Here is a 20,327-nt window from a genome sequence, read left to right on the forward strand (position 1 = left end):
TTAGCTCATTTTTTATTATATATAGGAAATCTACTATTCTTAATCTAGACGAAAGTCTTTTTATTTCATTTTATAGAAAAATATACTTGATGCCAGTCTAATCGCAGCTACTGCAATTAGTGCTATGTATATATTTGTCATATCCATTACCTTTACACCGAGAATAGGAGAAATACCGGAGATAATAGCTATAAGTGTATTATAGATAGCTATATAAATAGTTTTATTTTCATTTGGAATGATTTCTAATAATATATTAAACAATAACAGAACTGTACCAGCTACTGATACTCCTATTAAAACATTGAATAATACTAACAGCCATATTTGGTTAGAGACTGCATATAGAATGGGAGTTACACCCATTCCTATAATAGCTATAGCTAAAGTAACATTATTTCCATTTTTATCTGCCCATTTTGGCCATTTAGTATATGTCCATATTGAGGAAATGGCACTAGCTATAGATATGGCAGCTAACCAATTTTCATCAGCTTTCAATATCTTTATAGTATAAATATTAAATAAAGGTTGAGCACCTACCCAGCCAATATGAAAGAAAAGTGATGCAAAAGTAAATAGAAGGAATTTTTTATTATTAGGTATTTCCTTTAGTACCTGTTTTAAAGAAGAAAAATAATTAGATTCTTTTTTATTTTTAGTTGCAAAACCTTTAAATTTAAAGAAAGAAATCACTTCAAATACAGATACTATAAATGCAATAATAAAGAAAATCTGATAGAGCTTTATAGTATCTTTATCTGTTTTTGGTATAGACGTAAGTAGCTTCCCAGATATAAACGTTATAATTATTCCAATAAATGAAGAATATTTATTTCTAAGGCCCATTGCTTCGCCTCGTTCTTTTATGCAAAACACATCTCCCATACTAGCTTGATATCCCATAGTTGCAATACTACCTGGTAAATTCATCAAACCTATCATTAGGACAAATAGACTAGCCTGATTTACATTTAAAAATGGTATAATAGCTATAAATAAAAAGAAAATCTTATGTAATAACATTGTACCGCCTATAGTTTTTTGTTTATTACTTAATGATTCAATCAGTATAGCTCCAGGTATAAAAGCTAATATGCTTATAAAATGAGGTAAGGATGTAAGATAAGCTATTTGGTAATCAGTAGCTCCTAATCTTTCAGCAAACTTTGAATAATATGGGTTAACTAGGTTGGTTACAATTGTAGCTAAGATTCCATTTAAAATATTAATTCTCTTGTTATAATTAAAATCATATTGGAGAGAAATGGAGCTTTCGGTCAATTTATACACCTTCTATTATTTATTCAGATTCTAGCAACATTATATAATAAGTTCTGAATTAAATAAAGAATTATATTGTTTGTAATATTCAAATAAAATAGTAAAATTATATATAGGGAGTGGTCTCATGTTTGGTAGAAATATTAGTTTAGATCAAAGTATATTGCTTAAAAATAAAATACCTTTACTGTATAATGATGAATCTTGGGTTAAATTGTTTGGAGATGTTAATGATAAGAATATTCAAAGTGCTAAAGAAGAACTTATTCAACTTGTATCAAAAGAAAGAGATTTAGAAATTCGAAACAGGGAATTACAGAAGGAAAAATTAAAATGTATGAAAATGATTCTTGGGATATCAGATTCAATAAATAACGATAATAAAGTTGAAAATATAGCACTTTTAGATGATTATAAAAATCGAATGATTAGTGTAAACGAAGAGCTAGAGGAACTGACTTTTCAACTTGAGACAATACCAAAAGAAATAAGAGAGGCAAATCTTAAATTGTTAAATCTGACAATTGAATATGGTTATGATGAGCTTAAAGTTAAAGAAAAAATTGTTACTCAATCAATAGGGGAAATAGAAGCTTTAAGACAGAAATTAAAGAATTTAATAAAAACAAAGCATGATTATGAAGAATGGATAAATGAGACATATACTTTTCTTCATGGACTTTTAGGATCAGAAGTTATAGAAAAAATTGATAAAGAGAGATTTAAATAAAATGATATGTGAAGATAGAATATCCATGGGAACAGATATCGTGAATATAAATAGAATAAAAAAAATAATATCAGAGAAAAAGAGTAGATTCTATGATAAGATATTTACAGTAAAAGAAATAGAATACATTTCCAATGGTGGTCATAAGTACACAACTATAGCAGGTATTTTTGCTGCTAAGGAAGCTATTAGCAAGGTTCTAGGAACAGGGATAGGGTCTGTAGGCTGGAAAGAAATAGAGATACTTCATTGTGCGAGTGGAAAACCCTATGTAAACCTTATAAATAAGGGAAAAGAAAAATTAGAAGAACTGGGTTTAGATAGTATAGAAATATCTATTTCTCATGAGGAAGATTATGCTTTAGCCTTCGCAATAGGATATAGAAGCAATAATATAAATATAAAAATAGATGATTCTATAAAAAAATTACTGCCCAGAAGAAGTAGAGATAGTCATAAGGGAACTTATGGCAGAGTGGCTGTTATAGGTGGAAGTAGAGGGATGGTAGGTGCACCTTATTTAACGTCAATGGCAACATTAAGAGCTGGAACAGGTCTTGTATATAGTATAGTACCTAAATCCTTAGAAAATATTATGTCCATAAAGCTTACGGAAGTAATAGTAAAATCAGCAGAAGATAAGAATAAAGGATATTTTACAAAAGATTCATTATCTGATATTTTAGAAGGAATAGAAGGAATGGATGCAATAGCCATAGGGCCTGGTATTGGAGCAGATAAGGAAAGAACTTATCTAACTGAAGAAATTATAAATAATTATAAAGGGCCCATAGTTATAGATGCAGATGGAATAAATTGTTTATCCATTAATCCAGATATTTTATATAAAAGAGATCAACCAATTATCATTACCCCACATCCAGGAGAATTGGGAAGATTCCTAGGTATAAGTACAAAGGAAATTCAAGAAAATAGAATTTATTATTCTAAATATACTTCTGAGAAATATAATATAATAGTAGCTTTAAAAGGAGCTAATACAGTAGTTGCATCACCTAAGAATGAAATATATATAAATGCAACTGGGAATCCAGGAATGGCTACTGCAGGATCTGGGGATTTACTTACAGGAATTATAGCCTCTTTTATAGGTCAAGGATTAATACCAATTGATGCAGCAAAGCTAGGTGTATTTTGTCACGGATTAGCAGGAGACTTAGCTAGTATTTATAAAGGAGAACATGGAGTTATTGCTACAGATATATTAGAAAATATCCCCTACAGTATTAAAAAAATTCAAGAGTAAAGGTTGGGGTGATATTGAAAAGGCTCCTATTATTTATATTGATCCTTATGGTTTTATTAACATCATGTAACTTTTCTCCTAAGGAGAAGATTCTGTATAAAGACAAAAGAGTCTTATCTAAAATAGAAAAAACATATGAAAAATATAACGGATATAAATGTAAAGCTAATATTAAAATCATTTCAGGCGAAACAGAATCAATATACTTAATAGAAGAAACATATAACAAACCTAACAAATATAAACTAGAAATTTTAAAGCCAAAAGAAAGCAAGGGTATAATAATACTAAATACTGATGATAAAGTTTTTGTTGAACATCCATCAATTAACCAATCCATATCATTAGTAACAATAAAATCTTTAAATAAGCAAATGCTAATAGGAGGATTTTATGAAAATATATCTAAGGCAAGTACAATTAGTACTCAGGAGATAAATAATGAAGAATATCTTACTTTTGAATTTAAGCTTGAGGAAAAAAATAAATACAGGGATTCTGCAAGGATTTGGATAGAAAAGAAAAATTATACTCCATATAAATTAAATATATTTGATGATAGTGGTGCATTACAGGTAGAAATTACTTATGAAAACTTTAAATTTATTAGAAACCTAAAGACAAAATTATAAGGGGGATTATTAAATGTATACTTTAGATGAAACAAGGCCAGTATGGGCAGAAATCAACTTAGATAACTTAGCTCACAATATTAGAGAGGTGAGAAAACATACAAACGAGAATGCATTAGTTACTGCTGTAGTAAAAGCTAACGGATATGGTCATGGTTCTGTAGAGATCTCAAGAACTTTTCTAGATAATGGTGCAGATAGATTAGCAGTAGCTATTCTAACAGAAGCTATAGAATTAAGAAAAGGAAATATAACTGAACCAATATTAATTTTAGGTTATACACCTCCAACACAATATGGAAAACTATTGGACTATGATTTAATTCAAGCTATATACAACTATGAAGAAGCTAAGACATTATCAAATAAAGCAGTAGAACTAGGAAAAACAGCCATAATTCATATTAAGATTGATAGTGGAATGGGTAGAATTGGATTTCTTCCAGCTAAAGAATCTATAGAAGATATAATAAAGATATCTAAGCTTCCTAATATCTATATAGAAGGAATTTTTACTCATTTTGCAAAAGCTGATGAAACTGATAAATCTCATGCAAGAGGTCAATTTGAAAAATACGTAAACATAGTTAATGATTTGGAAGAACAAGGATTAAATATACCAATAAAACATGTATCTAATAGTGCTGCAATTATTGATTTGCCACAGTATAATCTAAATATGGTTAGAGCAGGAATAATGATATATGGTTTTTATCCTTCAGATGAAGTGAGAAAGGATATAGAGTTAAAGCCGGCAATGACTTTGAAAGCTAGGATATCTCACTTAAAAGCAGTACCTAAGGGAACTGGGATCAGCTATGGACAAATTTTTGTTACAGATAAGGAATCAAAGATAGCAACTATACCCATAGGATATGCAGATGGATTTACTAGATTGCTAACTGAGAAAGCTGAAGTAACTATAAATGGTAAAAGGGCAAAAATAATAGGGAAAATATGTATGGATCAATGTATGATAGATGTCACTCATATAGAAGATGTGAAACTAGGAGATGAAGTGGTAATATTTGGATGTGAACCAGAATATCCTCATGCTGATGAACTAGCAGAAAAAATTGGTACAATAAATTATGAGATTGTATGCATGGTAAGTAGAAGGGTTCCTAGAGTCTATATATCTAATGGAAATATAGTGAAGATAAAAGATTATTTACTGGAATAAAGCTTAAAAGGAATAAATTGATGAATAGGTTGACATTGGCAACGAAAAGCATATATAATTGTTTTAGGCTATTTTATATATTTTTTATCCAAGATTTTGTGTGGGGGGTGTGCCTTTATGGCTGAGACTAGAAGGATAACAGTTAGTTTACCCAATAGCCTCCTAGAAGAAGTTGATGTTATGGTTCCTATGGAGTATAAAAACCGTTCTGATTTTATAGCAGAAGCCATGAAACTCTTTATTAGTGAGAAAAAGAAATTAGATATTATTGAGAAATTGAGGGAAGGATATAAGGAAATGAGTCAAATTAATTTAGCTTTTGCTGAAATGGGGTTAGAGCAAGATATTCTTGAACTAGCCACATATGAAGCAAGTCTTAAGAGGCAGGCGATATTATGATAGTTAAACGAGGAGATATATATTATGCTGATTTAAGTCCTGTTATAGGATCTGAACAAGGAGGGGTAAGACCAGTACTTGTTATCCAAAATGATGTTGGAAACAAATATAGTCCTACTATTATTATTGCTGCAATTACTTCCCAGATAAATAAGGCGAAATTGCCTACACATGTAGAGATAAATGCTCCAGAATACGGACTACCAAAGGATTCAGTAGTCCTTCTGGAGCAAATAAGAACTATAGATAAAAAGAGACTTAGAGAGAGAATAGGAAGATTCAGTGAAGAAATGATGTCTAACGTAGATGAATGCTTAAAAATAAGCTTAGGATTAATAGAACTATAGTGAATACATACATATTTAAAATAGGCATTACTTAATGCTTATTTTTTTATTGGTTTTGTAGTATAATTAAAAGCAGTGAAGAGTTAAAAGTGAGAAGTGAATAGTTTTAAGTAAAGATTTAGGGTCTTTTAACTATTAGTTATTCACTATTAGCTATTAACTAAATTTTAGGAGGTTAATACATATGAAAAATAAAATTAAGAGAATAGGAATTGGATTAAGTGCAATAGTTATATTATTAGGAGCAACAAGGGTATTTTCAGAACCAGGCTCTGAATTAGATCCATTAGTCACTCTTAGTTATGTAGAGAAAAAAATAGAGCAATTAAAATACTATGTAGATACAGAATTAGGAAAGAAAAATACTGGAAATGAGACTACGGGATCATGGGCAGTAGTTGAAGTACCAGCAGGAAAATCTTTAATCTGTAAAGATGGAACAGAGATCATACTACGTTCAGGAGAAGCTAGAGCTATAGCGATAGTAGTCAATGGTGTAATGAATGGATTAACAGATATTACTGTAGGTAAAGATTTGGCAATGGAGGAAAATATTATAGCAAATCATTTACTTATAATACCTAGAGATGATGGAAGAGGCGCTAGAGCTTTAACAAATAGTTTTTTCCTAGTTAAAGGAGATTATGAAATACGATAGGAGGAGTACCTTGGTTGATATAAGGGAGTACAAAAGTGGTGATGAAAAGGGAATATTAAATTTATTTAATGAAATATACACTGCATCTAGAGAAGAAGAATATTGGAAATGGCAATTCATGGAAAATCCATGGGGAGAGCCAATTATTGTTGTAGCAGAAGAAGACTCTAAGATAATAGGACAATGTACGCTTATCCCTACAAAGATTATAATTAATGACAAAGAGATATTAGCAGGCCATTCAGTAGATACTATGATTAGCAAGGAGTATAGAGGAAAAGGTATATATGAGAAAATGGTTAAAAAATCTTATGAATTAGCTGACCTAAAAGGAATAGAAGTCAGAGTTGGATTTCCAACTAATGAAGCATTGAGAGGCTTACTAGGAGATGATATTGATGCGACCTTGGTAGGGGATATTCCACTACTACTTAAGCCTTATAAATTAGATAATTTTTTATCTAGTATAATAAACTTGAAACCTTTAGCTAAAGCATTGGCTTTACCTAGTACCTTATTCATAAAATTTATCTACAAGGAAAGAACAATGAAGATTAATAAGTCTTATATATTTAAGGAAGTAAAGGAATTTAATGAAGACTTTGACATGCTTTGGGATAAAATAAAGACAAGTAGTCAAATAATGACAAAAAGGGATAGTAAATTCTTAAACTGGAGAATCAAAAATCATCCTAAGAATCATTATAATACCTTTGGAGCTTATTTAGAAGATGAATTAATGGGATATATGGTAGTAAAGATAGAAGAACGAAGTTTGAGAGGGAAATCTAATGTAAAACTAGGAAGTATTGTAGATATGATAGGTATAGATGAAAGCATATTAACAGGTCTTTACTTAGAAGCAAAAAAATATTTTAAAGTTGAAAAAATAGATTTTGTAGTATCTTGGGCTTCTGAATCTATGAAATATCGTCAATTTCTAGTTAAATTAGGTTTTTTCAAGTCTAGGTCTTCAATATCTTTTGTAGTTAAGGATTTAACACAAAAAAAAGAATTGGAAAACTACATCATCAATGAGAAAAACTGGTATGTTATGCCCATTGAATCAGATATCTACTAAATGATGCAAGGCGAAATGGAGGAGAATTTATGACATCAACGAAGGATATGAAAATAACTATTATTGGATTAGGTTATATTGGTTTGCCTACTGCTGCCATATTTGCTAAATCTGGAATGACAGTATTAGGCTATGATATTAATGAAAAAGTAATAAATGCTTTAAATCAAGGAAAAATTATAATTGAAGAACCAGGTCTTGAAGATTTAGTTAATGAAGTTGTAGAAGAGGGAAAATTAAAAGGTATTAGCAAATTAGAAGAAGCTGATGTTTTTATTATTTCAGTTCCTACACCAATTAACAAGGACAAAACTGCTAATATGGATTATGTTAGAAAAGCAGCTGAATCTATAGTTCCCGTACTTAGAAAAGGAAATATAGTAGTTCTAGAATCTACTTCTCCACCAGAGTCTACTGAAAAAATAATATTACCTATACTTGGTAAATCAGGACTTGATATAGGAGAAGAAGTTTTTGTTGCTCATTCACCAGAAAGAGTTTTACCAGGCAAAATAATTCAAGAATTAATTGAAAGCGATAGAATTATTGGGGGAATAAATGAAAAATCTGCTCAGTTAGTTAAGGATTTATATAGTGTTTTTGTTAAGGGGGAGATTTTTACAACTGATTCCAAAACAGCAGAAATGTGTAAGCTTATGGAAAATACTTATAGGGATGTTAATATTGCCTTGGCAAATGAGCTTGCCATAACCTGTGAAGAGATGGGAATAAATGCTTGGGATGTTATAACTTTAGCTAATAGGCATCCTAGAGTTAATATTCATCAACCGGGACCAGGGGTTGGAGGACATTGTTTAGCAGTTGATCCTTGGTTCATTGTAGAAAGACAAATTAAAGGAAATATTATTAAACTTGCTAGAGAAACAAATGATAATATGCCAAATCATATATTAGATAAACTAAGGGAAATTTTCCCAGATGGAAATGCTAAAATATCTATATTAGGACTTACATATAAACCAAATATAGATGATATGAGGGAAAGCCCTATAGTAAATTTGGTAAAATTATTAAAAGAAAATACCAGATTTGCTTTATCATTACATGACCCTCATGCATGTAAAGAAAACTTTGAGTTAGGTAATCTTATGCTTGATTCCTTATATGATGTAGTCAAGGATGCAGATTTAATGATTCTGGCAGTAAATCATAACGAATATAAAAATATAGACTTTAAAAAAGTAGCTAAATTAATGAAAGACAAGCATATCTATGATACTAGAAATTTCTTAGATGAAGCTTCCCTTAAAGATTTAGGTTTTAAAATTACACTATTAGGTAGGGATTAAAAATGGAGAAGGTATTGATTATTGCCAATGAGTTTCCACCAATGGGTGGTGCTGGAGTTCAAAGAACTACAAAATTTGTTAAGTATTTACCCAAATTTGGTTACGAGCCAGTAGTCATAACTAAAGAACATGTGGCAGATTTAACTGATAAAACTTTACTAGAAGATTTACCAAAAAATTTAAAAGTATATAGGTTAAAACCTTATGATACAGTAAATAGGAAAGGAATCTTTAGGCTACCATTTAAGTTTTTAGGTACTAGAATATTATCACCAGATTCAGAATACTTTTGGTATTATTTCAATAGGGACAAGATAGCTGAGATAATCAAGAAAGAAAATATAAATATCATTTATACGACTTCTTTTCCTTATAGTTCACATTTGATGGGATTATATATCAAGAGACTCTTCCCTAATATTAGATGGATAACTGACTTTAGAGACGAATGGACTAACAATCCGTATCATCTGGATAGTTGGTATAGAAAAATAAAGTTAAATCTTGAGAAGAAAAAGGAATTAGAAGTTACTAATGAATGCGATTTTCTTATTACTAATACACCTTTTATGTTAGATAATTTTATTAAAGATAATCCATCTTTAGTAGGGCGTTCTACTTATATACCAAATGGATATGATGAGGAAGATTTTGTTGGACTTAATAATGCAAGAGATGGTGGAGATAAGTTTGTAATCACATATACAGGTTCTCTCTATGGTAGACGAAATCTAACTGAATTTTTAGATGGATTGAAAATAGCAATTGACAATAAAAAAATTGATAAGAGTAAATTAGAAATAAGAGTAGTAGGTAATATATATCAGGAGGTTTTAGATGAATATGCTAAAAAATATGATTTAGTGGACAATATGAAATCCTTTGGATATTTGCCTCATAAGGAAAGTATACAAATGCTATATAATTCAGACATTCTCCTACTGGTAATTGGTAAAGGTAAAGGATCTAAGAATTTTTATACTGGAAAGATATTTGAATATATAAGAGTTGATAGACCTATTTTATCTATTGTTCCAGAGGATGGTGCAGCAGCACAAGTAATCAATGAGACCAATACAGGTACTGTAGTAGATCCTGAAGATATAGATGGAATAAGTGTTGTTTTAGAAAGATATTATAAAAGCTGGATAGAAGGTAAATTAGTTCATGAACCAAATTGGGATAAGATACAAGTATATAGTAGAGAATCTCAAGCGAAAAGACTATCTGAAATATTCAAGGAATCAAAGGATATTTAGTAATAATTTAGGAAGGTGATTTTGTGAAGAAAAAATGGAATTGGATAGATACGACTATAACAATTATCATATTGTTAGCAGTTATAGTATTTTTAAACCGAGGTAAGATAATTAAAAAATCTAAGGATGTTGTGACAGCAGGCGGCAAGAACATAGTCATAACTGTTGAAGCCAGTGAATTAACTGAAGAAATGGTAACTGATTTAAAAATAGGAGATCAACTTTTCTCCCAAAACAATTTACAAAAAGGTTTTGTAGAAGAAATAAACATTGACCCAAAAGTGAAATCTATTGTAGGTGAAGATGGAAAAATGGCTACTTATGAAGATGCAGAGGAAGTAACAGTAACTGTAAAGATTAAAGCAGAAGTTGCTTCGTCAGGTCCTTATATGGATTTAGGCGGTCAAGAGATAAAGGTAGGACTTCCTATGATAATGAAAACAACTACAGTTGAATTTCCTGGTACTATAAAGCATATAGAGGTGAAATAATTGAAACTAATAGATAAAGAAGGTAGAATTTTTGGTAAAATAAATATTTTAGATTTTCTTGCTATGATTTTAGTAGCATTTTTAATATTTTTATCTCTTTTAAAGATATTAAATAAAGATCTTGCAGATTTATCCGTAAAGGATGAAATAGTTAATGTGGAAGTAGAGGCAACTATTGTAACAGATAAGGGATATCTTGATGTAATAGCAGTTGGAGATCAATTAGGCGAGATGAAGCATTATTTAGACGCTTATATAGAAGAGGTTGAAATATTACCTGTAGAGGCGACAAATTTAGATAAGGATGGAAATGTAGTTACCTCAATAGATCCAATGATGGAAAAGGCTAGGATCAAGTTTAAAGCAACTACTCCATATAAAAATTATAGCTATAAGTTTGGAAAACAAGAGTTGAGACAAGGCAAAATAATCTTTATAGAATCTGATTTATATAGGTTAAAAGCTCAAATAGTAAGTTTAAAGGTAGTGGATTAATATGGATATAAGAAAAGCTATTAAAGGAAGTTTTATTTTCAACCTATTACTTAGCCTTAAAAAATTATCAGATAATAGTTTTTTATTTAGGATGCAAAATAAAACCGATAATAAAGGAAAATATAAGCCAGAAGAATATAAAACTTGGATGGATATTAGTTTTATTTATATATTTCTTATGAATTTAGATAAGAAATTTATGAAGATGGAAGAATTTATATTTAACTCCTTAACAAATAGTGTAATTTTAAGACCCTTTATGAAAAAAATAAATACAGAAGAGGTAGTTACAGAAAGGCCTATTAGAGATAATAGCTATTTATATAGAATAATCAAAAAGATAAAAGGTAAAGGTTCCTGGTTAGATTTATTGATATTTATTCCTGCTTCTTATATAGTTGTGGATTTTGTAATTAGAAGGACTCGCGGATTAGCTTCTTTAGGTTCCATATGGGATGAATTATTATTAATTCTTCTAGTTGGATATATAATTCTTAAAAGAATATTATCTGGTGGAAAAATTAAGCATAATTTTACACCTATGGATTTGCCCGCGGCTATCTATATAGTTTTAGGAATTTGCCATGTGTTTATAGTTGCGCCTAATCTAGGTATAGCAATAGAAGGATTTCGCGCAGTTTTCCAGCATATTCTTTGGTATTTTGTGGCTACACAATTTATTAGAAGTATAGAAGATTCTGAGAGAGTGATTAACTTAATGCTTTCTACAGGATTGTTTATGGGAATCCATGCAGTATATCAATATATTGCGAAGGTTCCTATGCCTGGGAATTGGGTGGATACAACTGAAAATATTAGAACTAGGGCTTTTTCTATAGTTGGTAGTCCTAATATATTAGGTGTTATTTTTGTTTTACTTATTCCTATTGCAATTTCAATGCTTATTACTCATAAGGATAAATATATGAGAGTATTTTATTTTAGTGCAACTATGTTTATGACCATAGGTTTACTTTTAACTTTATCTAGGGGAGCATGGTTAGCCTTTGCTGGAGCTATGTTTATTTTCATTATTACTTTAAATCCAAGGTTAATAATACCTTTTATAGCCTTTGTAGGTATATTTATTTTATTTGGTGGTTCTTTAAGTCAAAGACTATTGTTCATGTTATCTCCTGTATACCTAATAAAATCTGCGGCTGGAGGTAGATTATATAGATGGGAAATAGGGCTTACTATGTGGCGTAGAAACAGATTATTCGGCGTTGGACTTGGTAGATATGGTGGAGCAGTAGCAATTAATAATCAATTGGCTCCTTTCTATCTAGATAATTACTATCTTAAAACGTTAACTGAAATGGGAATATATGGTATAGTTGGTTTAGCTTTTGTTATTATATGCTTTATTATTTTTGCTATGAAGATAATAAGATATCAGGATGATATTAAAAAGAGAATCCTTGCTATCGGATTATTTTCAGGGGCAATGGGGGTACTGGCACAAAACTTTGTTGAAAATATATTTGAAGTGCCTGCTATGGTCATATACTTTTGGATTGTAATTGCATTAATAAATACTCTTGCACCAAAAGGAAAGACAGAAACCAATTAATAGAAAGGAGGGTCTTAAATGAAGGTACTTCATCTAATAAGCGGTGGAGATACAGGTGGAGCTAAAACTCACATAATCTCTCTTATAAAGGGTATCGATAAATTGATAGATGCAAAAATTATATGTTTTATTGAAGATACATTCTTCTATGATGCTAAAGCTGCTGGTATAGATATTGAGGTATTTGAGCAGAAAAGTAGATCAGATATGTCAGTAGTACATAGACTAGCTGATGAAGTTGAAAGAGAAGAATATGATATAATTCATTGCCATGGAGCTAGAGCAAATTTTATTGCCATGTTCTTGAGAAAAAAAGTGAAAAAGCCATTTATCACCACTATTCATAGTGATTATGAATTAGATTTTAAGGATAATTTCTATAAAAAAATTATTTTCACTTCTTTAAATAAGTTTGCTCTTAAGAGATTTAAATATTTTATTGCTATTTCAGATACTTTTAAGGATATGCTAATAGATAGAGGTTTTAAAGAAGAGGAAATATTTACAGCATACAATGGTATAGATATGGAACAAGAATTAAAATATATCTCTAGAGAAGAGTTTTTAGTAAGGTATGGAATTAACTATGAAGGTAAAATTATAATTGGTATTGCAGCAAGACTAGATAAAGTAAAGGATCACGAGACTTTTATTAATGCTGCATCTATTATACTTAATAGACGAAAAGATATAATCTTCTTAATTGCAGGAGATGGATATGAAAGAAGGAAATTAGAGTCACTAGTTCAAGAACTAGGCATAGAAGAATATATCTACTTCTTAGACTATGTAAAGGACCCATTTTCATTTTTTAATGCTATAGATATAAATACTTTAACTTCAGTAAGTGAGAGTTTTCCTTATGCGATATTAGAGGGTGCACTAATGAAAAAGCCTATTATATCAACAAATGTAGGTGGACTAAGTAAATTAATAGAAGATGACAAAAATGGTTATTTAATTCCCGTCGGTGACAGTAAAGAGTTAGCTGATAAAATAGATATTTTATCATCAGATAAGTCTAAAATTAAAGAGATGGGAGAAAAATTATATAAAAAGGTTGAAGAAAATTATTCTTCTAACGCAATGGCAAGAAAGCATGTTGAAATTTATCAAGAAATACTGCGTGATGTGAAATGAACCATATAATATTTTTATTGAAAAAAGAATGGCTGCAGAAAAAGGAGAATTTCTATGAGATTTAAGGACTCAATTCTTATATCAGGATATTATGGCTTTGATAATAGTGGAGATGATGCTATTTTAAAAGCTATAGTAAAAGACATTAAAGAATATAATAAAGAGATAAATATAACTGTGCTTTCTAAAAATCCTCCTAAAACTGAAAATATGTATCCAGTGCAAGCTATCAATAGATTCAAAATTAAAGAAGTGTTTGGAGCTATGAAAGACTCATCTTTATTTATTTCAGGGGGAGGATCTCTATTACAGGATGTAACAAGCACTCGTTCTTTATTATACTATTTAACTTTAATGAAGATAGCTAAGTTGTATAAGAAACCTGTAATGATATATGCTAATGGTATTGGACCAATTAAAAAGAAGCTAAACAGGTTTTTAACAAGAAAAATATTAAATAGGGTAGATATCATAACATTAAGAGATGAAGACTCTAGAGAATTTATATCTGATTTAGGAGTTAAAAATAAAAACATAGTGGTTACAGCAGATCCTGTATTTACTTTGGAGCCAGTATCGGAGGATAGAGTTAGGGGAATACTTGAGCGTGAAAGAATACCTACTGATAAGAAATTTATAGGTGTCTCAGTTAGACAGTGGAAAAATGCAGAAAATTTAATTACAATTATGGCAGATACCATAAGGAATATAATAAAAGAGTATAATGTAAATGTACTCATGATACCTATGCATTATCCAGAAGACTTGGAAATAAGCATTGAAATAAATAAATTAGTAAATGAAGAAGGATGTTATGTAATATCACAAAAATATAATGTGGAAGAAATAATGGGCATAATTAAAGAAATGGAGCTAATAGTAGCAATGAGGCTTCACTCATTAATTTATGCGGCTACTCAGCAAGTCCCAATGGTGGGGTTATCTTATGATCCTAAGGTAGATGGGATATTACGTTCTATTGGAATGGATTATATATGTAATGTGGAGAAATTAGTCTATGATGATTTAATAGAAAAAATAGATTGTGTATGGAATAACAGAAATGATATTAAAGAAGATTTAAAAAAACAAAATGAGGAATTGAAAAATAAGGCGTTATCTAATGTAACCATGGCATTAGATTTATTAAAGGGGTAGATTGTTATATGGATAGTATAGAAATATTTGGAGTAAAAATACATAATATAACCTTTGATGAAGCTACTAAAGAAATGATAAATTATTTAAAGGGTAGTGAGCTAAAAACAATTTATACTCCAAATACTGAAATTGTTATGGGGGCTAAAGATAATGAGCAACTTAAAGGTTTGATAAATGAAGGTGATTTGATAACAGCAGATGGTATAGGATTGATTTATGCTTCTAAAATTAAGAAAAAGCCTTTAAAGGAAAGGGTAACAGGATATTACCTAACTATTAAATTACTTGATATAGCTAATGAAAATAATTATAGTGTGTACTTACTAGGTTGCGAAGATGGTGTTGCTAAAGCAGCAGCAGAAAATATAAAGAAAACCTATCCAAATATTAGAATAGCAGGTTATCATCATGGATATTTTAAAGGTACCCATAATGGTTACGAGAACCATGAAGAAGAGATTAAAGTTATCAATGATATAAATTCTTCAAATCCAGATATAATTTTTGTTGGACTAGGATTTCCTAAGCAAGAAAATTGGATAGATACTAATAAGGGAAATATTAAGGGAAAGATTATAATAGGTCATGGAGGGGTAATGAATATCTTAGCAGGCAATACTAAGAGTACGCCTAAGATATTTGAAAAATTAGGTTTAGAATGGTTCTATAGATTAGTGAAGGAACCTTCTAGGATCAAAAGACAGATAGTGTTGCCTAAGTTTATGCTAAAGGTATTGTTTTCTAAGGATGTAATTAAATAAGGAAGGAGGAATTTTATGGGGCATAATGAAAAATGGTATAAGATAGTATATGACTATATTTTAATAGGTATTGGTGTATTGATGATGGCCATAGCTCTAAATTACTTTCTTGCACCAAATACTATAGCACCTGGAGGTGTCACTGGTTTTGCTGTAGTTATAGAAAAGACAGCTAAAATTCCTATATACATTACAAACTTAGCATTAAATATCCCTTTGTTTATTTTTGGTGCGAAAATTTTAGGTAAAGGAACAGCAATAAAAACCTTATACGCCACTCTAATACTATCCTTATTTTTAAAGTTCTTGCCACCAATAGTCTTAACTCATGATTTATTATTATCAGCTATATTTGGAGGAGTGTTAAATGGTATTGGACTAGGTATAGTTTTTAAATTTGGAGGAACTACTGGTGGCACTGATTTAGCTGGATCTATACTAAATAATAAGTTTCCAAATCTAAGCACAGCCACATTTATGACAATGATTGACTTATTTGTAGTTATCTTTGCGGGTGTAGTAGAGAGGAAAATTGAGATATCTCTATATTCAATTATTGCCATGTTTGTTACGATGAAGGTAATAGATATGATCTTGGAGGGGATTGGATACTTAAAGGGATTCTTTATTGTCTCTGATAGCCCAGATGAAATAAGCGAAAAACTTATGGTAGAATTAGGTAGAGGAGTAACTTTATTAAAAGGAAAAGGTATGTATTCGAAGGAAAAGAAAGATGTTCTTTTATGTGTAGTTCCTAGATCACAGTTTACTAGGGTAAAGGATATAGTAAAAGAATTTGATCCATATGCCTTTGTAATGGTGTCTGAAATGTATGAAGTGCTAGGTGAGGGATTCACATATGAGAAAAAACAATAGGAGGGATATAATGGAGTTAAAAGAAATAGCTCGAAGTATCAGAATAGACATAATTAATATGCTGGAAAAATCTCAGTCTGGTCATCCTGGTGGTTCTTTATCAGCAGTGGAAATCTTAACAACTTTATATTTTAAAGAAATGAGAGTAGATACTACTAATCCGAAATGGAAAGATAGAGATAGATTTGTATTATCAAAGGGACATGGTACTCCAGTATTATATGGAACTTTAGCGGAAAAAGGATTTTTCCCAAAGGAAGAGTTAGATAGATTTAGAAAAATTGGTTCAATTTTACAAGGTCATCCTGATATGAAGGATATTCCAGGTGTTGATATGACTACGGGCTCTTTAGGACAAGGGCTAGCTGCTGCTAATGGCATGGCTTTAGCAGGTAAATTAGATAATAAAGACTACAGGGTATATGCTATGATAGGAGATGGAGAATGTCAAGAAGGACTAATTTGGGAAGCAGCTATGTTAGCTGCACATTATAAATTAGATAATATAACTGTATTTTTAGACCATAATGGACTTCAAATTGACGGTCCAAACAAAGAAATAATGAATATTGAACCTATTGATGAGAAGTTTAAATCATTTGGCTGGCATGTACTGACCATTGATGGTCATTCTTTTGATGAAATATTAAATGCTATAGAGGAAGCAAAAAATACTAAAAATAAACCTACTATAATTATTGCTCGTACTCATAAGGGAAAAGGAGTATCATTTATGGAAGATCAAGTAGGCTGGCATGGAAAAGCTCCATCAGCTGAAGAAGCTTCTAAAGCTTTAGAAGAACTAGGAGGTGGTTTGAATGGCTAATATGATTGCAACAAGAGATGCATATGGTGAGGCACTAAAAGAATTAGGTGGAAACAATAAGAATATAGTAGTATTAGATGCAGACCTTTCAGGTTCTACTAAAACTTCAGTTTTTGCTAAGGCTTATCCTGAGAGATTTTTTAATGTAGGTATAGCGGAGCAAAATTTAATAGGTACAGCAGCAGGATTAGCAACAGCTGGCAAAGTTCCTTTTGCAAGTACCTTTGCAATGTTTGCTACAGGCCGTGCCCTAGAAATTATTAGAAACTCTGTATGTTATCCAAAATTAAATGTAAAAATTGGAGCAACTCATGCAGGTTTAACTGTAGGGGAAGATGGAGCAACTCATCAGGCATTAGAAGATATTAGTTTAATGAGATCTTTGCCAAATATGGTGGTTTTGAGCCCAGCAGATGCAATAGAAACGAAACAATGTATATTTAAGGCAGTAGAACATGATGGACCAGTATATATAAGACTTGGGAGAGCAAAAGTCCCTGTAATATTTGATGAAAATTATGAGTTTGAAATAGGTAAAGGTGTGGAACTAAAAGAGGGAACAGATGTAACTATTATAGCTACAGGTGTTATGGTTGAAAAAGCATTGTCTGCATCAGAAAAGCTAGCAGAAGAAGGTATATCGGCAAGAGTTATAAACATGTCTAGTATTAAACCTATAGATGAAGATATTATAATAAAGGCAGCTAAAGAAACTAAAGGTATAGTTACTGTTGAGGAGCATAGCGTAATTGGAGGATTAGGCAGTGCAGTAGCCGAAGTAGTAGTGGAAAACCAACCAACTCGTGTTATTAGGATAGGAACGATGGATACTTTTGGTGAGTCGGGAGATGGATTTGAATTGTTGGAAAAATATGGGCTTAATGTAGAGAATATTATAAGTAAGGCAAAAGAAATATTATAGATAAGGAGACCTCTGATATTAGTATCAGAGGTTTTTTATAATGAATTGGAAGGTTCTACTCTTTGTTTTTTATTCTAAGAACTTGATCCTAATGAATTTAAAGCAGATTGCCGAAATCTTTGATTTCGTGCAAGTTGTTTATGCAGTGACCAAGAAAAGCCTTTAATGATTCATTAAAAGCTTTTCTTATAAAATAAACATAATAGAGTTCTCCATAGAATATTAATTATATAAGATTAATATTGGGGGGATTAGATTGAAAAGGAATCAAATTATTGCCTTGGCAATTATTCTAGTTATTGGGATTCTATTCATACCTAAATTGTTAAAGGGAAATGAAGGACAAATAAAATTTAAAGAAGTAAAAGAAGAAGAGATTCCAGATAAAATTTCTGAAGTATTACCTAAATACTTAATGGAAGAAAGGGCTTTAACATGCAAATATAAAGATGACATATATGTTGTAGTTACAAGAGGAGAAAAGAAATCAAAAGGGTACTTAGTAGAAATAAATCAAATCATTAAGGAGAAATATAGCAAGGATGTATTTGATATAGTTGTATATGCAAAGTTTACAGATCCAGATCCTAATGAAATAGTAGAACAAGAATACGATTATCCATATATTGTAGTGAAAACAAATCTAAAAGATATGCCTGAAGAAGTACATTTAGATATTGAATATGTTGAATAAAATTTAATGTCTAGAAATTTATTTATAATATATTTTTCAATAAACTGCAGGGGGAAAGCTGTGCTATACCCTGCAGTTTAATTTTTATAGGGAATAGGAAAGTACTACTTGAATACCTCATATCAAAAACCTTTCGTAATGAGTTTTAAAAAAGTTTCCTCTAATGCGACCTTAAAAACTTTTCTTATATACTTTATTGGAAAATATTACATAGAGGATTTTCAGGATTTATGCCGAATTAATATAAATAGGTAACAAAAAGGTTACAAAATTAAACTCAAATTGGAGGAACAAAGATATGAAAAAAACTACGAAAACAGTAATAGGAACTGCGGTATTAACTCTTTGTATTGGTACAACTAGTTTAGCAGCTAACCACACAGTAGCAAAAGGAGATACTTTTTGGAAGATTTCTCAAAAATATGGTATAACATTGGAAAATATATTAAAAGAAAATAAAGCCAATCAAAAAACAATGATTTATCCTGGACAAGTTATAAAGATTCCTGAAAGAGCAGTAAATAAAAATGCTCCTAATAGAGGAACTGTAGATAGAGTAACTACTAGAGAAGTAGAAAAAATACAAGCATCACAAGAAGTAGTGCAAGATACTACATATGGAGAATATCTTAATTGGTTTACTGAAGTAGACAATATAGTTCCGAGAGGAGCAAAGTTTAAAGTAATCGATTTTTATACTGGAAAATCCTATATGGTACAAAGATCCATAGGATCAAATCATGCAGATTGTGAGACTTTAACTAAGGAAGATACTGATATTATGAAATCCATATGGGGAGGATTTAGCTGGGTAAGAAGGCCAGCTATTATAGAATATAATGGCAGGAGAATAGCTGCTAGTGTAACTTTTATGCCTCATGCAGGCCTAGATAGTGTGGCAGGTGGAGCAACAACAAACAATAGATCTGGAGGATATGGAAGAGGAATTAATTTCGATTATATAAAAGGCAATGGAATGGATGGTCATTTTGATATACATTTTGCAGGTAGTACAAGACATGTGGATGGAAAACAAGATCCAGAGCATCAAAAAATGATAAAAATAGCAGCAGGCATAAAATAAGTGAAAACTCCTAGAGGGATATCCTTCTAGGAGTTTTTTATAACGAATAGAAAAGCTTTACTTTTCTATTTTTTATTTTAAAAAATTGATATCCAAAGAATTTTAAGGAGATTTCCGAAATCTTTGATTTTGTGGAAGTCGCTTATGCAGTGTC

At 30.5% G+C, this 20,327-nt stretch carries 22 protein-coding genes; 21 read left to right on the forward strand and 1 reads right to left on the reverse strand.

Features of this window, described 5'->3' with window-relative positions:
• Positions 1-60: 60 nt before the first annotated feature.
• Positions 61-1,284, reverse strand: a complete 1,224-nt coding sequence (locus KQI38_RS17815; RefSeq protein ID WP_216561794.1) for an MFS transporter — start codon at positions 1,282-1,284, stop codon at positions 61-63.
• Between the two features lie 127 nt (positions 1,285-1,411).
• On the opposite strand from KQI38_RS17815, the gene KQI38_RS17820 reads away from it, so the two are divergent.
• The 21 genes from KQI38_RS17820 to KQI38_RS17920 all read left to right on the forward strand — a co-directional run bounded on the left by KQI38_RS17820 (position 1,412) and on the right by KQI38_RS17920 (position 20,173).
• Positions 1,412-2,014, forward strand: a complete 603-nt coding sequence (locus KQI38_RS17820; protein ID WP_216561796.1) for a hypothetical protein — start codon at positions 1,412-1,414, stop codon at positions 2,012-2,014.
• Positions 1,992-3,281 carry an NAD(P)H-hydrate dehydratase gene (locus tag KQI38_RS17825; protein ID WP_246565916.1) on the forward strand — a complete coding sequence of 430 codons (1,290 nt, stop codon included), beginning with the start codon at positions 1,992-1,994 and terminating at the stop codon, positions 3,279-3,281. The genes KQI38_RS17820 and KQI38_RS17825 overlap by 23 nt, the downstream gene beginning before the upstream one ends.
• A 47-nt stretch (positions 3,282-3,328) precedes the next feature.
• A complete protein-coding gene (locus KQI38_RS17830; RefSeq protein WP_216561798.1) occupies positions 3,329-3,913 on the forward strand; it encodes a LolA family protein in 585 nt (194 codons plus the stop codon).
• A gap of 13 nt (positions 3,914-3,926) precedes the next feature.
• Complete coding sequence (gene alr, locus KQI38_RS17835; RefSeq protein ID WP_216561800.1) at positions 3,927-5,096, forward strand: alanine racemase; 1,170 nt, start codon at positions 3,927-3,929, stop codon at positions 5,094-5,096.
• Positions 5,097-5,213: 117 nt separating this feature from the next.
• Positions 5,214-5,495: a CopG family ribbon-helix-helix protein gene (locus KQI38_RS17840; protein WP_216561802.1), complete on the forward strand. Its 282-nt coding sequence runs from the start codon at positions 5,214-5,216 to the stop codon at positions 5,493-5,495.
• Entirely contained in the window at positions 5,492-5,842 is a 351-nt protein-coding gene (locus tag KQI38_RS17845; RefSeq protein WP_094899102.1) for a type II toxin-antitoxin system PemK/MazF family toxin, read from the forward strand. Before KQI38_RS17840 ends, KQI38_RS17845 begins: the two co-directional genes overlap by 4 nt.
• 184 nt (positions 5,843-6,026) lie before the next feature.
• Positions 6,027-6,500, forward strand: coding sequence for a hypothetical protein (locus KQI38_RS17850; RefSeq protein WP_216561804.1), 474 nt, complete (start codon positions 6,027-6,029; stop codon positions 6,498-6,500).
• A 10-nt stretch (positions 6,501-6,510) separates the two neighbouring features.
• Positions 6,511-7,581 (forward strand): GNAT family N-acetyltransferase, encoded by a 1,071-nt coding sequence (locus tag KQI38_RS17855; RefSeq protein ID WP_216561806.1) that lies wholly within the window; start codon positions 6,511-6,513, stop codon positions 7,579-7,581.
• 29 nt (positions 7,582-7,610) lie between these two features.
• On the forward strand, positions 7,611-8,891 hold the full coding sequence (locus tag KQI38_RS17860) for a nucleotide sugar dehydrogenase (RefSeq protein ID WP_216561808.1): 1,281 nt from the start codon (positions 7,611-7,613) through the stop codon (positions 8,889-8,891).
• A 2-nt stretch (positions 8,892-8,893) separates the two neighbouring features.
• The gene (locus KQI38_RS17865; RefSeq protein WP_216561810.1) at positions 8,894-10,150 is read left to right on the forward strand and encodes a glycosyltransferase; all 1,257 of its coding nucleotides are present in this window, start codon (positions 8,894-8,896) and stop codon (positions 10,148-10,150) included.
• Positions 10,151-10,173: 23 nt separating this feature from the next.
• Positions 10,174-10,641: a DUF4330 family protein gene (locus KQI38_RS17870; RefSeq protein ID WP_216561812.1), complete on the forward strand. Its 468-nt coding sequence runs from the start codon at positions 10,174-10,176 to the stop codon at positions 10,639-10,641.
• On the forward strand, positions 10,642-11,136 hold the full coding sequence (locus tag KQI38_RS17875; protein ID WP_216561814.1) for a DUF4330 domain-containing protein: 495 nt from the start codon (positions 10,642-10,644) through the stop codon (positions 11,134-11,136).
• Between the two features lies 1 nt (position 11,137).
• Positions 11,138-12,709 (forward strand): O-antigen ligase family protein, encoded by a 1,572-nt coding sequence (locus tag KQI38_RS17880; protein ID WP_216561816.1) that lies wholly within the window; start codon positions 11,138-11,140, stop codon positions 12,707-12,709.
• Between the two features lie 18 nt (positions 12,710-12,727).
• The gene (locus tag KQI38_RS17885) at positions 12,728-13,849 is read left to right on the forward strand and encodes a glycosyltransferase (RefSeq protein ID WP_216561818.1); all 1,122 of its coding nucleotides are present in this window, start codon (positions 12,728-12,730) and stop codon (positions 13,847-13,849) included.
• Positions 13,850-13,903: 54 nt separating this feature from the next.
• On the forward strand, positions 13,904-15,007 hold the full coding sequence (csaB, locus tag KQI38_RS17890) for a polysaccharide pyruvyl transferase CsaB (protein WP_216561820.1): 1,104 nt from the start codon (positions 13,904-13,906) through the stop codon (positions 15,005-15,007).
• 8 nt (positions 15,008-15,015) lie between these two features.
• Positions 15,016-15,771 (forward strand): WecB/TagA/CpsF family glycosyltransferase, encoded by a 756-nt coding sequence (locus tag KQI38_RS17895; RefSeq protein ID WP_216561822.1) that lies wholly within the window; start codon positions 15,016-15,018, stop codon positions 15,769-15,771.
• Positions 15,772-15,786: 15 nt separating this feature from the next.
• Positions 15,787-16,647, forward strand: coding sequence for a YitT family protein (locus tag KQI38_RS17900; RefSeq protein WP_216561824.1), 861 nt, complete (start codon positions 15,787-15,789; stop codon positions 16,645-16,647).
• Positions 16,648-16,657: 10 nt separating this feature from the next.
• Positions 16,658-17,473, forward strand: a complete 816-nt coding sequence (locus KQI38_RS17905) for a transketolase (protein ID WP_216561826.1) — start codon at positions 16,658-16,660, stop codon at positions 17,471-17,473.
• Positions 17,466-18,395: a transketolase family protein gene (locus tag KQI38_RS17910; RefSeq protein ID WP_216561828.1), complete on the forward strand. Its 930-nt coding sequence runs from the start codon at positions 17,466-17,468 to the stop codon at positions 18,393-18,395. The genes KQI38_RS17905 and KQI38_RS17910 overlap by 8 nt, the downstream gene beginning before the upstream one ends.
• A gap of 256 nt (positions 18,396-18,651) precedes the next feature.
• Entirely contained in the window at positions 18,652-19,089 is a 438-nt protein-coding gene (locus KQI38_RS17915; protein ID WP_216561830.1) for a protease complex subunit PrcB family protein, read from the forward strand.
• Positions 19,090-19,387: 298 nt separating this feature from the next.
• Entirely contained in the window at positions 19,388-20,173 is a 786-nt protein-coding gene (locus KQI38_RS17920; protein WP_216561832.1) for a muramidase family protein, read from the forward strand.
• Positions 20,174-20,327: the final 154 nt, after the last annotated feature.

The sequence above is a fragment of the Tissierella carlieri genome, from assembly GCF_018917285.1.
Lineage (GTDB): Bacteria > Bacillota > Clostridia > Tissierellales > Tissierellaceae > Tissierella > Tissierella carlieri.